Genomic DNA, 13,922 nt, shown 5'->3' with positions numbered 1-13,922 from the left:
ATGCAAAAGCACGCGATGCGCGCATGGAGTTCGCCAATGCAACTTGACACCACAGATAGTCGCTCATTGCCCTGCCGGGCATTTCTCCCCGTATAGTGACGGGGAGAAAGATGCTGTTGTCCGATGGTTTCACCAATTATCAATGTTGCGAGAAGAACGCCAAGAGTGCGGCCAGCTTCCTTCTCCCCGTCACTATACGGGGAGAAGATGCCGGCAGGCAGATGAGGGGCGGCGCAAGCGGATCGCGCTAAGCCCGTTCGGCCAGCAATTCCTCGCCGCGCTTCTCGCGGATTAGATTGACGAAGCGACGGAACAGATAGTGCGAATCCTGCGGGCCGGGCGAAGCCTCCGGGTGATGCTGGACCGAGAACACCGGCCGGCCGGTCAGCGTGATGCCGCAGTTCGAACCATCGAACAGCGAGACGTGGGTTTCCTCGACGCCGGATGGCAGCGAGTCGGCATCGACGGCAAAGCCGTGGTTCATCGAGACGATCTCGACCTTGCCGGTGGTGTGATCCTTGACCGGATGGTTGGCGCCGTGATGGCCCTGGTGCATCTTGGCGGTCTTGCCGCCCAGCGCCAGTGCCAGCATCTGGTGGCCGAGGCAGATGCCGAACACGGGGATGTCGGTCTTCAACAGATCCCGGATGACCGGCACGGCATAATCACCGGTGGCTTCCGGGTCGCCGGGGCCATTGGAGAGAAAAATGCCGTCCGGCTGCATGGCAAGGATTTCTTCGGCGCCGGTCTTGGCCGGCACCACCGTGACCTTGGCGCCGAGGCCGGCGAGCAGGCGCAATATGTTACGTTTGACGCCATAATCGATGGCGACGACATGCATTGTCGGTTCGGTCTGTTCGCCAAAGCCTTCGTTCCACACCCAGGGCGTCTCGCGCCAGACCGAGGACTGGCCCGAGGTGACATCCTTGGCGAGGTCGAGCCCGATCAGGCCCGACCATGCGGCGGCGCGCCGCTTCAGATCGTCGAGATCGAACACGCCGTCGGGCGCGTGCGCGATGACGGCGTTGGGCATGCCCTTTTCGCGGATCAGTGCGGTCAGAGCGCGCGTGTCGATGCCCGACAGGGCGACGATGCCGCGCTTCTTCAGCCATTGGTCGAGACCGGCGCCGGCGCGATAGTTGGAAGGATTGGTGACATCGGCCTTGAACACGGCGCCGACGGCACCGGCGCGGGCGGCGGGATTGAGGTCCTCGATGTCCTCGTCATTGGTGCCGATGTTGCCGATATGCGGGAAGGTGAAGGTGACGATCTGGCCGGCATAGGAAGGGTCTGTGAGGATTTCCTGGTAGCCGGTCAGCGCCGTGTTGAAGCAGACTTCGGCGACGGCGGAGCCGGTGGCGCCGAGACCGCGACCTTCGATGACGGTGCCGTCGGCCAGCACCAGAAGGGCGGTCGGCTTTTCAGTGGCCCAGGCGGGCGTCGAGGCGGCGGTCATCTCGGCCATGCGGCACTCCTATCAGGCCGCGCGCTGCAACCGGCCCGGCGGGCCATCTGCGCGGCAAACGGCGCGAAGCGGCGATTTCGCGGCTCCCACGCAGTCAAATTTCCGTTCATGCAAGGCCCAGTACATAGGGGAAGGGGGCAGGGCGGTCAATGATCATGCGAAATGCCGCCATGTTTTATTTCGCCTAGCAAAATCAGTGGCTTGCCCCGGCATATCAGGGTTTGCCTTGGCTCGCCCCCGGCGCTATTGTCCGCGCCGATCGAAGGAGAATGCACCATGCGCGGAAAAATCGCCGAATCCCTGAAGAGCGCGATGAAGGCGCAGGACAAGCACCGGCTGCCGACATTGCGGCTGATCCAGGCCGCCATTCACGACCGCGACATCGCTAATCGCGGTTCGGGCAAGGAGCCGGCCAGCGACGAGGAGATCCTGCAGATCCTGGCCAAGATGGTGAAGCAGCGCGAGGAATCGGCCAAAGCCTTCGACGACGGCAAGCGGCCCGAACTCGCCGCGCAGGAGCGCGGCGAGATGGAGATCATCCGCACCTTCCTGCCGACGCAGTTGGACGATGCGGCGGTGACGGCTGCGGCGCGCGAGGCGATCGCCGCGACCGGTGCGGCCAGCCAGAAGGACATGGGCAAGGTGATTGCCGCACTGAAGCAGAAATATGCCGGCCAGATGGATTTCGGCAAGGCGAGCGGCATCGTCAAGGGCCTGCTGCAGTAGGGTGCTGCTCATCTCGTCGCTTGGGTGGCCGACCGGGCGCTCTCGGAACCCAGATCCGTCCAGAATCGAAGTCCAGGAGTTGGAACTCGGATACCGCTGAGATGTTTATCCGTCATGCAACTGGAGAGATGTCATGACTGAGAACGAAACCCGCTATGAAACCGGTGCTACGAAATATCCGGCAAAGACCGATGCCGACGCTTCCGATGAATTCTCCCAGGATGCGGCCGCCAACAAGAAGCCCGCCGGCGGAATGGGGCTCACCCGCAGGAAGGATGAAGTAGAAGACCGCACCCGCCAATCGGAGGGACAAAACCCGCCAAGGCAAGTCACGCCGAGCGCCGCAACCGAAAAGACGTCCGGCGCCGGCCCCGCTATCGCGGAGCGTTCAAAGGACGCCAAGGCTCCGAAGAGCGGCCGCCAGCCTGGAGCGTATGTCAAGAAGTGATCGCTGGACGGGACCCGAGAGGTCCTGGCATTGCACGGCCGGTCATCAGCGACCGGTTTCCACTTGCGCCTTTCGCGACAGGTTGGTCGGTATCTGTCCGGCGGGCCTGCTCGGCTCCAATGCGCGGCGCAATGCCGGCGCTTCCTGCTGGATATGATCCCACAGCCGGTTGGCGATCGGCCCATGCGGCCGGTCGCGGCGCCGCGCCACCACCAGTTCGTCGGTGCGCCCCGGCAGATGGCGGCCGGCAATGGATTGCAGGCGCCCGTCATGCAGTTCTTCCTCGATCAGGAAGCGGGGCAGGTGGCCCCAGCCAAGGCCCTGCAGGATGATCTCCTTCTTCATGCCCTGGTCCGCGACGAGGCATTGCGGCGCGCTTTCGATCAGCGAATAGTTTTGCTGTGGCGAATGGCGGGCGCTGTCGCGCATGACGCATTGGGTGAGTGCCTGCATCTGATCCAGAGTGATCGGCTGCTCGATACGCCCGGGCAGAAAGCCCGGCGCCACCACGGGAATGAAGGACACCTTGCACAGATCGACCCATTCCACCCGCGCATCGCCCTTGTCGACCCAGTGCAGGATTAGATCGGCTTCGTCATCGAATAGACGCTCCCATGGGCCGCCCACCGCTTCAAAATGCAGATGCAGGCGCGTGCCGGGGCACTGTGCGAAGAACCGCCCGAGCATGCCCAGCACATGCGGGCGCGGGCACAGGTCGCCTATCACCACGTGGATCTCGCTTTCCTCACCCATCGCCAACTGGGCGGCATGGACGCGCAAACCGTCCAACTCGCGCAGTAGCGATAGCGCTCGGCGGTGGAACGAAAGCCCGGCCTCGGTCGGACGCACGCGATAGCCGCTGCGGTCCAAAAGGATGAGGCCGAGCTGTCGTTCCAGCTTGGCGACGGCGGCGAACACCGCCGGGTGCGAGCGATACAGCATGGCCGCCGCAGGTTGAAACCCGCCGGTGCGGACCACTGCATCGAAGCATTGCAGGTCGTGCAGGGTGAATTCGGCCATGTCAGTTTTTATGACAGAGATTGTCCTATCTTTGTAATATCAACAAAATTGCTCCACGGCTACGTTTGGCCTCATTCAAACGCTCCAGAAGGAATTTTCATCATGAACAAGCTGAATTTCGCCACGACGGGCGACGGCACGCGCATCGCCTACCGCTTCGACGGCGAGGCAAGCAAGCCGGTGCTGGTGCTGTCGAATTCCATCGGCACCACGCTGCACATGTGGGACAAGCAGATCGGCGAGTTGTCGAAGCATTTCCGTGTCTTGCGCTACGATTTTCGCGGTCATGGCGGATCGAGCGTTCCCGTCGGCGCCTACTCGCTCGACCGGCTTGGCCGCGACGTCATCGAACTGCTCGACGCGCTCGACCTGCAACGCGTACATTTCCTTGGCCTGTCGCTCGGCGGGGTCGTCGCGCAGTGGCTCGGCATCCACGCGCCCGAGCGGATCGACCGGCTGATCCTGAGCAACACCTCGTCCCATCTCTCGCCGGCAAGCTATTTCGACGAGCGGATTGCCGCGGTGCGGCAGGCGCCGGACATGTCGGAAACCGCCGAGACGTTCCTGAGCAACTGGTTCCCCGCGTCGATGGTTGCCGCCAACGAGCTCGTGGTCGAAGAGTTTCGCACCATGCTGCTGGCTATCGACCGGCAAGGCCTGGCGGGTCTGTTCGCAGCGGTTCGCGACGCCGATCTTCGCCGTACCGTAGCACTGATACCGCGGCCGACGCTGGTGATCGCCGGTCGGCACGACACGGTGACAGCAGCCAGCCACGGCGAGATGATTGCCGCGGCGGTGCCCGGCGCGAAGCTGATAGTGCTGCCCGCGGTCCATCTGTCGAACATCGAATATCCGGCAGAGTTCATCCAGGCTGTGGTCGATTTCCTGCGCTGAACTGGAGCGCGACGGAAAGGCGTCCGGCACCAGTCCGGCGGTCGCCGAAACGTTCAAAGGACGTACTGGTTCAGAAGGCGGGGCGGCGGCCTCGGTCAACGTGAGCGCCTCGGTGAACCGAGCCATCTGGCGAAAAGCTTATTCAACGCCTTCGGAACGATCCCGTCACCTTGCCATTATCAGCACGAGAGCCGGCTCGGACAGGCAAGCGCCGTGACCCGACCTTAGAGGCGGCCGATGACTTTCGAGCGCCAACACGAACACGCCGGAGGAAGCGATGACTGGACGCAAAACCCATGACCAACAAATTCGCATCATTGAAGAGCGGGAAAACACAAGGAACGCCGGCAAGGATTTCGATGCAGAGGCGGATCTGAAACGATCAGCGGCGGAACGCGAAGCGCTGCGCAAAGGGTCGGACATGAGAACCGACACACCGGACCTCGTCGATCCGGACGACCGCAACATCCTTCGCGGCAAAAATCAGGAAAGCGTCCATCACAAAAATCGTCCTGACGACTAGATGAGCACCGATCCTGGAACATTTGTCATAGATTGGAGGCAGCCCATGGCACGCGGGAGCAAGAAACACATCGGAGCAGGTTCACAGGGAAAGGGTTCTGGCACAGGCGCCATGACCGTAACGCCAAAGGACAAGCTCGAAGAAAACCAGGTTCTGTCCAATCGCGACAAGGCGCAGCATTCCAAAGAACGCGGTTTGGACTCCAGGCAGATCGCGACCGAGCAGCACCAGGATCATGCCGCCAACCGTTTGCGAGACTGACGCCCTCGGGGCGCCAGCCTCGGCACGGCTGCCTGGGGAGCGTCGCTATTTGACGCCGAGACTTTCGGGCCAAAGCGCCTGGATTTCTTTCGGCAGGGCATCGCGCACCTTGGCCGATTGGCCAAGATCAATATGCCGTGCAAGAACTCGGAACACCGAGCGTGCCGCCTCCTCGGGATCGACGGGGCGGATCGATTTCAATTCCTCGCCGATGTGCTGCGAGAAGTTTTCAAGGGAGCGCGTTTTGTCCGGCTCGGCTGCGGGCCGGTAGTGGTCGTAATAAGCGCCGCGTACCAGGAGCGGCAGTTCCGCCCCAAGTTTGGCCGCAAGCCCGATCTGCAGCCTGTCCCTTACGGTCCGCAAGACCGCGCCCAATATGTGCCATGCAATCCGCCGATCCGGACCATGATCGTCCATGATCTCGTCGAGCCAGATGTTGGTCGTCTGCAGCGTCCTGTCAAAAACATCCAAACCGGTAGCGCTCATCATCGCCTCCTCATCAAATTCATGTCTGGTTTCGAAACGATGCTCGGGGACAATCGTTTCGCTATCTGTCGGCAAAATTGGCTCGGTCGGTGATCCGGCTCTGCTCCGGGATCACGGAACGGCTCTTGGTTGCGCTGGAACCCCTTCGGAAGCAGTTCGTTCCTTGGGTGGGCGGCTTTGAGGAGTTGGTTAGGTGGGAAGCGCGTCCCGCAACAGGTTTTTTGCGATGCCTGCAAGGAAGACAAAAACCGATGAAGGCGAGAACCGGCAGCAACTCCTGCAGATGATGACCACGGAGCATTTGGTGCTCGGGACCGCCAGAGCGGCGACGATTCAGGAGGCGAATCAGCGCGCAAATTTGTTCCTGACTTCGGTATCCAGCGCCACGATCGCCCTTGCCTTCGTCGCGCAGGTGACAAGGATGGGGCTTCCTTTCATGCTGTTCAGCCTGATCCTGTTGCCATGCCTCTACTTCATCGGGCTGGTGACATTCGTCAGGGCTGTGCAGGTGGCCATCGAAGACATGGTCCACGCCCGCGGCATGGCACGCATCAGGCACTACTACACCGAGCTTACTCCCTCGATGGCGCGCTATCTGGTTCACTCCACTCATGACAACCAAACGGCTCTGCTGGCCGATGTCGGCCTCAAGCCAAGGCCCTGGCAAGCGTTCGCCGGAACCGCAGGGATGGTGAATGTCGTCAACGGTGCCATCGCCGGTGTCTTTGCCGGGGTGATGCTCAAGGTTGTCATTGGCTCGACAGTCAGTCTCGCCGTGACTGTCGGCATTCTAGCCTTTGCGGTGAGCAATTGGTGCCTCTGGCAACATCACAGGCGCAGTTGGGCAAGCGCGGAACACAAGCTGAAGGTGCTGTTTCCGAACGTGCCGGACAGCGACGGCGACGCGCGGATCGGATAACCCGTTCCAGAGGGACGGCAGAAGCACCAACTCGCTAGGCGGAAACCTCAAGCACGATCTTGCCACGCACATGCTCATTTTCCAGCCGTTCTTCCGCTTTGGCGACCTCTCCAAGAGGGTAGGTGGCTTGCACGAAGGGGGTGACCTTGCCGGCCTCGATGAGGCGGCCGATCTCGGCAAGATGCGCCGCATTCGGTTCGGCCAGATAGGAGACGCCACGCGCCCGGCGCAAATTTGCCTTTTCCTGCGACGGTTCGGAAAGAGTGGAAACGAGCGTCCCGCCAGGTTTGAGCACCTCCCAGGAGCGGTCCTGCGTGTCGCCCGCGACAAGGTCGAACACCAGGTCGACCGCATCGACGACCTCTTCGAAACGCTGGTTCTTGTAGTCGACCGTCTGATCGGCGCCGAGCTCACGGACGAAAACCACGTCCTCGGCGGAAACGGTTGTCGCGACGAACGCGCCCGCGGCCTTGGCGAACTGGATCGCCAGATGACCGACGCCGCCGGCGCCGCCATGGATGAGAACCCGTTGCCCGGATTTGAGGCCGCCATGGTCGAAAAGGCCCTGCCATGCAGTGATGCCGGCAAGCGGCACCGCCGCGGCTTCGACATGGCTTAGACGATCCGGTTTCGCAGCCGCCTCCGTCGCCTTGACCACGACATATTCGGCATTGCCGCCGCGGTCATGACCAAGCATCGCAAATAACGGGTCGCCCTTCTTCAACGTATGCGCCCGCGTGCCGCATATTTCCACCGTGCCGGACACGTCGCGCCCGAGCGTGACCGGCAGGGTTTCGCTCGTCGAACCTTCGCGGATCTTGTAGTCGATCGGATTGACGCTCGCGGCGCGAACCCTGAGCACAACCTCGTCGTCAAGCGGTTGAGGCAAGGGGACTTGATCGATCGAAACAACCTCAGGTCCGCCAAAAGCATGGATGCGGGCTGCTTTCATGTCGGCATATCTCCTGTTGTTTGGCTGTCGGCGACGGTGTCTGCTGGGCTGTCGTCAGCGGCTGTGCAGCCCAGATTGCGAAGGCAGGCACACCGGTTTCCCAGCGGGCCACGCCGCTGCAAGGTCGCCACTCCTGCTAGGCCGTAGACAGCGTCGGCGGGTTTTGATTCACATGGCGGCAAGGCTACAACCAGACTTGCTGGCTTTCTAACTGGGTAGCAGGCCGTTGGTTCCAACCACCGCAATCGGCTGAACGTGGTGCCGGAAATTCTCTCCTCGGCCAGAGCATTCAACCAGTCTGATCCATCCGGCCCTTATGCACACAGCTGTTTTGAGTAGCGACGCCGAGGAGAGAGGCGGGGCCGAAGCTGCTGGCGCGCTGGCCTTGGAGATCGGATTGAATCATTGCTGGTGGGTCGCAGGGCCGCCGATCAATGCGGTTCGCACGCCGAACATAAAGCGGCACGGTCTTAATCAACGCGGCGGTGCGATGCGGACTTCAAGACGCTTCGCAGATCGGCAGCGGCTGTGGCGGCGGTGCCGGATGATCCTTCCTGTATTGGGCGATGATCGGCTCAAGGGTCTTTCTCGGCCAGAATTTCGGTGTGCCGATTTCCTTCAGGCAGGACGCGTTCCAGTAGGCGCCCGGCTGTGAACGGTCGGCTGCGACCGCGGTGATGTCGCGCGATTCCGGGTAGATGTAGAGCGTCGTCGGATTGTCCTTGACCATCGGGATGATCCGCTTGGCATCCGCCGGCGACCAGCTGGTGCAGCCATTGCTGCGACCGCCGGCATAGTCCACCAGCTTGCCGAACGGCACGAAGCCGTCATGGTCGGCGTGCGAGCTGTTCGGGTTTTTGCGCAGGCACATGCCATGCAGCACCTGGGCGGCGTGACCGCCGATCGCTCGCTGCCTGGCGTTCGCGGCTTCGCCTTCGCCGTCGAACTGGATGAAGGTGCGCTGGAAAACCGCGTCCTGCTTCGCGCCGGTGCGGTAATAGCCCTTGAACGAGGTTTTGGCCTCGCTGGTCATATAGGCGCCGCCGGCCGTCAGCGACGAATCCATCGCATTGCCGAAGTTCTTCGCGCACCGTTTGCCGTTTGAAAAATCGACGACGCCTTTCAAATTCCGCCCGCTGCCGTGGCCTGACGAAATCGCGCTAAACGACTGGCTGGCCTCGCAGATGACGTAATAGCGACGGCCGAGCACGCCATTGCCCAGATCGCTGGGGCGCGTGGCATCCATGGCGAAGTAGCAGGGGTTCTTGACAGCGCCTTGCGCGACCTTCTTCCGGTAAAGCGCGCGGGCTCGTTCGAGGACAATTTGCGAGATCTGGCCGTCGCTGTCGCCGACATGAGCCTGCAGCCAGGCTGGAACGGCAGATGGTGCGGCAAAGGATCGGGCCGATACCGCCACGGCGATGACGACGAGAAGGCTGGCGACGACGCCCAGAGGAACAGATCTCAACCGCACCGGATCAATTCTCCTTGTCGAAGCGAATGGCGATTTCTTACGGCATTGCCGCGAGAATCGATCATAGATGGCCTCGCATTATCGGGCGAAACACATCTTGTTTAGCGTACCCGCATGAAGAGCCGTAAAGCAGGTCGATGCATGCAACGGCCTACGCCGACATGCTGGCTCCAGGCTTGCGGCGGACGTCTTCGCTTCCTTGAAGCAGGGCAACGAACTCGGGTTGGCGGGTCCCTTCGGAGGCCGTCGGCGCGTTGGCTGACGGAGCATCAAACGAAAACCCGCCTGTGCGGCGGGTCATTGGCGCAAATCAGCACCATGGACAAATATGTACCATAGCTGAGGGCAGGAAGTCAAGAAAAAATTCCTATCGTGAAGAGCCGCGAGTCCGGAGCCTGATCCCTGGAGGTCCGCGATTTTCGATCCGCAGGGATTGAGCTATCATCTGATTCTGGCGCGGCCCACGCCACCTCCCTCCGCCGGGAAAGCATCGTTCATGCAGGGCGCTATCCAATCACCGAACCGACTGTTCGAGCACTTGGCATAAGGAGGGGTTGCAAAAACGGCTCGCACCAGGAGGTTTTGCGATGAAGTTGTCCGCGCCCATCTACCATCTCAAGCGTCAAGCCAGGCTTTTGTCCCGCGAGGGCAAGATTGCGCTGCACGAAGCGCTCGACCGTATTGCCGCCCAGGAAGGTTTTGCCAGCTGGAGCCTGCTTGCAGCCAAGGCAGCCGAGGCGGCGCCCGCCGGCATGCTGTTTGCGCAACTTGCGCCCGGCGACCTGGTTCTGGTCGGTGCGCGACCCGGACACGGCAAGACGCTGATGAGCCTCGAACTCGCGGTCGAAGCCATGAAATCAGGCCATCGCGGTGTGTTCTTTACGCTCGAATATACGCAAAGGGATGTGCTGGACCGGTTTCGAGCCATCGGGGCGGACCCGGTGCAGTTCAACGACCAGTTCACATTCGATAATTCCGACGCCATCAGTGCCGCCTATATCGTCAAGGCATTGGGTTCGGCGCCGCGCGGCACGCTGGTGGTGATCGATTATCTGCAACTGCTCGATCAGAAGCGGGAAAACCCGGACCTGATGGCGCAGGTTCGCACGCTGAAGGCCTTTGCCCGCGACAAAGGATTGATCCTCGTCTTCATCTCGCAGATCGATCGGTCATACGATCCGGCGAAGAAGCCATGTCCCGATATCGGCGATGTGCGGTTACCGAACCCTCTGGACCTGTCGCTGTTCGACAAGACCTGCTTCCTGAACAAGGGCGAAATCCGGTTCCAGGCGGCAGGCTGACGATCAGGTCAGCCTGCCTTCATTGGGCCGCTGCCGGCAGATTCAGAGGCTGCGCAACCGATGCCGAACCGTGCTGCGCGCGCAATGCTTCGGCTGCCTGGCGAACCACTTCGGATATAAGCAGCAGCTGTTTGGCGATCGGGCTTGTCTTGCGCCAGATCATGCCGATCGTCCGCGACGGTTGGGGGTTGGCGAAGTGGGCGATAGAGACCGCCGCCGAGCGCGTCTCCACCGGCACGGCCATTTCGGGGATCAAGGTGACGCCGACGCCGGCGCCGACCATCTGCACCAGGGTCGACAGCGAGCTGCCGTCCAGCAACTCGCGCGGCCGTGCCGAATGCATGTTGCAGAACGACAGCGCCTGGTCGCGAAAACAATGGCCTTCCTCGAGCAGGAGCAGCCGCATCTCGCGCAACATTTCGCGGTTGGGCACCGGCTTTCCCTCATCCTCGCCGGGTCGGACCAGCACGAAGTTCTCGGCAAACAGCACGATTTCCGTCAGCGACGCTTCCGATACCGGCAAGGCGACGATGGCGGCATCGAGCCGCCCGTCGGCCAGTTCCTGGATCAGCTTCTGCGTCTGCGTTTCGCGCACATGGATATCGAGCCCGTCATGCATGCGGGCGAGGTTGCCGATGATGGCAGGCAAAAGGTAGGGTGCGATCGTCGGGATCACCCCGATGCGCAACCGTCCCACCAGCCGGTCGCGCGAGGCGCGGGCCAGATCTGTCAGCTCATCCACCGAGCGCAGGATGTCGCGAACGCGCAAGGCGAATTCCTCGCCGAAATTGGTCAGCCGGACCTGGCGTGGCCCTCTTTGGAAAAGCTCCGTGCCAAGCGTTTCCTCCAACTCCCGGATCTGCACCGAGATCGCGGGCTGCGAGATCGCGCAGGCATCGGCGGCACGGCCGAAATGATTGTGCCGCGCCAGCGCCTCGAAATAACGCAACTGCTTCAGCGTCAGGTTTGTCATAATGTCATCTTATCGCTGTAATCAGGAAATCCAACTTAAATTAATGAAGCGGCTTTGCTATAGGAATCGCAACGAAGATGAGGAGCAGCCGGGACCGCCTGGTGAGGCGCATGCCCGCGGCAACAGGACATCCAACATATTCGGTCGCGTATCGGGCATATGGTCATCGCGCCAGCCATGAAACGGACCACCTCCAGGGACATCCAACGTCCCTGTTCACGCAGCAGTTGAACAGCTCAACACAGCCACGATCGGAGAAGAACATGGACGCACAGACCGATGATCCCAGCGCCGGCAAATGCCCCGTTGCACACGGATCCTCCAGCAGGAGCAACCGTGACTGGTGGCCCAACCAACTCGATCTTGGCGTTCTCCATCAGCAATCGAACCTTTCGGATCCGATGGGCGAAGAGTTCGACTATGCCGAGGAATTCAAGTCGCTCGATCTCGATGCGGTGATCAAGGACCTGCACCAGGTGATGACGGATTCGCAGGAGTGGTGGCCGGCCGACTTCGGCCATTACGGGCCGCTGTTCATCCGCATGGCCTGGCACAGTGCCGGCACCTACCGCATCGGCGACGGCCGTGGCGGCGCCGGGGCCGGCCAGCAGCGTTTTGCTCCGCTCAACAGCTGGCCGGACAATGCCAATCTCGACAAGGCGCGCCGGCTGCTGTGGCCGGTCAAGCAGAAATATGGCCGCAAGATCTCCTGGGCCGACCTGCTGATCCTCACCGGCAACGTCGCGCTGGAATCGATGGGCTTCAAGACCTTCGGTTTTGCTGGCGGCCGCGCCGACGTCTGGGAACCCGAACAGGACGTCGATTGGGGTTCGGAAACCAAGTGGCTCGACGACAAGCGCTACTCCGGCGACCGCGAACTCCAGGGCCATCTCGGCGCCGTCCAGATGGGACTGATCTACGTCAATCCGGAAGGGCCGAACGGCAAGCCGGATCCGCTGGCCTCGGCACGCGACATTCGCGAGACCTTCGCGCGCATGGCCATGAACGACGAGGAGACCGTGGCGCTGATTGCCGGCGGTCATACCTTCGGCAAGACCCACGGCGCCGGCGATGCCTCGCTGGTGGGCGCGGAGCCTGAAGGCTCGAGCATCGAGGCGCAGGGCCTTGGCTGGTCGAGCAAGCACGCCTCCGGCATTGCAGGCGACGCCATCACCTCGGGCCTCGAGGTGACGTGGACCACGACGCCGACCAAGTGGAGCAACAACTTCTTCGACAATCTGTTCAACTTCGAATGGGAACTGACCACGAGCCCGGCGGGCGCGCATCAGTGGACGCCGAAGGGCGGCGCCGGCGCCGGAACCGTTCCGGATGCCCACGATCCGTCCAAGCGCCGCGCGCCTGCCATGCTGACCACCGATCTCGCACTGAAGGTCGATCCGGCCTACGAGAAAATCTCGCGGCGCTTCCATGAGCATCCGGACCAGTTCGCCGACGCGTTTGCCCGCGCCTGGTACAAGCTGACCCATCGCGACATGGGTCCGGTCGTTCGTTATCTCGGCCCGCTCGTGCCGAAGGAAGAGCTGATCTGGCAGGATCCGATCCCGGCGGTCGACCATGAACTGGTCGGCGAGCAGGACATTGCGTCGCTGAAGGCGAATATCCTGGCATCGGGCCTGTCGGTCTCCGAATTGGTCTCGACTGCGTGGGCCTCGGCCTCGACGTTCCGCAATTCCGACAAGCGCGGAGGTGCCAATGGCGCACGCATCCGGCTGGCACCGCAGAAGGATTGGGACGTCAACCAGCCGGCTGAACTGTCGAAGGTGCTGGCGAAGCTGGAAGCCATCCAGAAGGAGTTCAACGCGGCACAGACCGGCGGGAAAAAGATCTCGCTGGCCGATCTCATCGTGCTCGGCGGTGTCGCCGCGGTCGAGAAGGCGGCGAAGGACGGCGGCCACGAAACCAAGGTGCCGTTCACGCCGGGCCGCATGGATGCTTCGCAGGAACAGACGGATGTCCATTCCTTCGCCGCGCTCGAGCCGAAAGTCGATGGCTTCCGCAACTATGTCAGGGGCAAGCAGCCGATGTCGGTCGAAGCCATGCTGGTCGACCGGGCGCAATTGCTGTCGCTGACCGCGCCCGAGATGACGGTTCTGGTCGGCGGTCTGCGCGTGCTCGGCGCCAACACGGCCAAGTCGAAGCACGGCGTGCTCACCGACCGGCCGGGTACGTTGACCAACGACTTCTTCGTCAATCTGCTCAGCATGAACACGGTCTGGGATCCGGCCGCCGGCTCCGACGAAGTCTACGAGGCGCGTGACCGCAAGACCAAGGCGGTCAAGTGGACCGGTACCCGTGCCGACCTGATCTTCGGCTCGCACGCCCAGCTCCGCGCGCTTGCCGAGGTCTACGGGTCGGCGGACGCCAAGGCGAAATTCACCAGGGATTTCGTCGCGGCGTGGACCAAGGTGATGAACGCCGACCGCTTCGACATCGCCTGAGACCGCTAAAGGTGCTCCGGC

General features: G+C 62.1%; 14 protein-coding genes. 8 read left to right on the top strand and 6 right to left on the bottom strand.

The features are described from left to right. Window positions 1-247 precede the first annotated feature (247 nt). The gene (gene carA, locus NP945_RS26465) at window positions 248-1,465 is read right to left on the bottom strand and encodes a glutamine-hydrolyzing carbamoyl-phosphate synthase small subunit (protein ID WP_127271513.1); all 1,218 of its coding nucleotides are present in this window, start codon (window positions 1,463-1,465) and stop codon (window positions 248-250) included. 276 nt (window positions 1,466-1,741) lie between these two features. Between carA and NP945_RS26460 the strand changes: the two genes are divergently transcribed. Both NP945_RS26460 and NP945_RS26455 read left to right on the top strand, forming a co-directional pair. Next, the gene (locus tag NP945_RS26460; protein ID WP_013530126.1) at window positions 1,742-2,191 is read left to right on the top strand and encodes a GatB/YqeY domain-containing protein; all 450 of its coding nucleotides are present in this window, start codon (window positions 1,742-1,744) and stop codon (window positions 2,189-2,191) included. 133 nt (window positions 2,192-2,324) lie between these two features. After that, window positions 2,325-2,639 (top strand): hypothetical protein, encoded by a 315-nt coding sequence (locus tag NP945_RS26455; protein WP_127380506.1) that lies wholly within the window; start codon window positions 2,325-2,327, stop codon window positions 2,637-2,639. Window positions 2,640-2,684: 45 nt separating this feature from the next. Here the strand turns inward: NP945_RS26455 and NP945_RS26450 are convergent, their stop codons facing one another. Then, on the bottom strand, window positions 2,685-3,659 hold the full coding sequence (locus NP945_RS26450; RefSeq protein WP_256747987.1) for a LysR family transcriptional regulator: 975 nt from the start codon (window positions 3,657-3,659) through the stop codon (window positions 2,685-2,687). Window positions 3,660-3,761: 102 nt separating this feature from the next. Between NP945_RS26450 and pcaD the strand changes: the two genes are divergently transcribed. The 3 genes from pcaD (at window position 3,762) to NP945_RS26435 (ending at window position 5,337) form a co-directional block, all read left to right on the top strand. Further along, entirely contained in the window at window positions 3,762-4,553 is a 792-nt protein-coding gene (gene pcaD, locus NP945_RS26445) for a 3-oxoadipate enol-lactonase (RefSeq protein ID WP_256747986.1), read from the top strand. A 277-nt stretch (window positions 4,554-4,830) separates the two neighbouring features. Next, the gene (locus NP945_RS26440) at window positions 4,831-5,076 is read left to right on the top strand and encodes a hypothetical protein (protein ID WP_256747985.1); all 246 of its coding nucleotides are present in this window, start codon (window positions 4,831-4,833) and stop codon (window positions 5,074-5,076) included. A 45-nt stretch (window positions 5,077-5,121) separates the two neighbouring features. Beyond that, window positions 5,122-5,337, top strand: coding sequence for a hypothetical protein (locus NP945_RS26435; RefSeq protein ID WP_127271940.1), 216 nt, complete (start codon window positions 5,122-5,124; stop codon window positions 5,335-5,337). Window positions 5,338-5,382: 45 nt separating this feature from the next. Here NP945_RS26435 and NP945_RS26430 read toward each other — a convergent pair whose 3' ends face one another. Continuing rightward, window positions 5,383-5,823 carry a DUF2267 domain-containing protein gene (locus NP945_RS26430; RefSeq protein WP_256747984.1) on the bottom strand — a complete coding sequence of 147 codons (441 nt, stop codon included), beginning with the start codon at window positions 5,821-5,823 and terminating at the stop codon, window positions 5,383-5,385. Between the two features lie 226 nt (window positions 5,824-6,049). Here NP945_RS26430 and NP945_RS26425 point away from each other — a divergent pair, with 226 nt between their 5' ends. Beyond that, the gene (locus tag NP945_RS26425) at window positions 6,050-6,742 is read left to right on the top strand and encodes a hypothetical protein (protein ID WP_256747983.1); all 693 of its coding nucleotides are present in this window, start codon (window positions 6,050-6,052) and stop codon (window positions 6,740-6,742) included. 34 nt (window positions 6,743-6,776) lie between these two features. On the opposite strand, the gene NP945_RS26420 is transcribed toward NP945_RS26425, so the two are convergent. Together NP945_RS26420 and NP945_RS26415 are read right to left on the bottom strand one after the other, a co-directional pair. Further along, window positions 6,777-7,694, bottom strand: a complete 918-nt coding sequence (locus tag NP945_RS26420) for an NADP-dependent oxidoreductase (RefSeq protein WP_256747982.1) — start codon at window positions 7,692-7,694, stop codon at window positions 6,777-6,779. A 499-nt stretch (window positions 7,695-8,193) separates the two neighbouring features. After that, window positions 8,194-9,168, bottom strand: a complete 975-nt coding sequence (locus NP945_RS26415) for a murein L,D-transpeptidase catalytic domain family protein (RefSeq protein WP_256747981.1) — start codon at window positions 9,166-9,168, stop codon at window positions 8,194-8,196. A 587-nt stretch (window positions 9,169-9,755) separates the two neighbouring features. Between NP945_RS26415 and NP945_RS26410 the strand changes: the two genes are divergently transcribed. Continuing rightward, on the top strand, window positions 9,756-10,469 hold the full coding sequence (locus NP945_RS26410; protein ID WP_127809611.1) for a DNA helicase: 714 nt from the start codon (window positions 9,756-9,758) through the stop codon (window positions 10,467-10,469). A gap of 19 nt (window positions 10,470-10,488) precedes the next feature. Here the strand turns inward: NP945_RS26410 and NP945_RS26405 are convergent, their stop codons facing one another. Beyond that, complete coding sequence (locus NP945_RS26405; RefSeq protein WP_127809612.1) at window positions 10,489-11,442, bottom strand: hydrogen peroxide-inducible genes activator; 954 nt, start codon at window positions 11,440-11,442, stop codon at window positions 10,489-10,491. A 263-nt stretch (window positions 11,443-11,705) separates the two neighbouring features. On the opposite strand from NP945_RS26405, the gene katG reads away from it, so the two are divergent. Beyond that, the gene (katG, locus tag NP945_RS26400) at window positions 11,706-13,901 is read left to right on the top strand and encodes a catalase/peroxidase HPI (RefSeq protein WP_256747980.1); all 2,196 of its coding nucleotides are present in this window, start codon (window positions 11,706-11,708) and stop codon (window positions 13,899-13,901) included. Window positions 13,902-13,922 lie beyond the last annotated feature (21 nt).

The sequence above is a fragment of the Mesorhizobium sp. LMG17149 genome (genome assembly GCF_024518695.1).
GTDB lineage: Bacteria > Pseudomonadota > Alphaproteobacteria > Rhizobiales > Rhizobiaceae > Mesorhizobium.
This window is presented reverse-complemented; position numbering and strand designations above follow the sequence as displayed.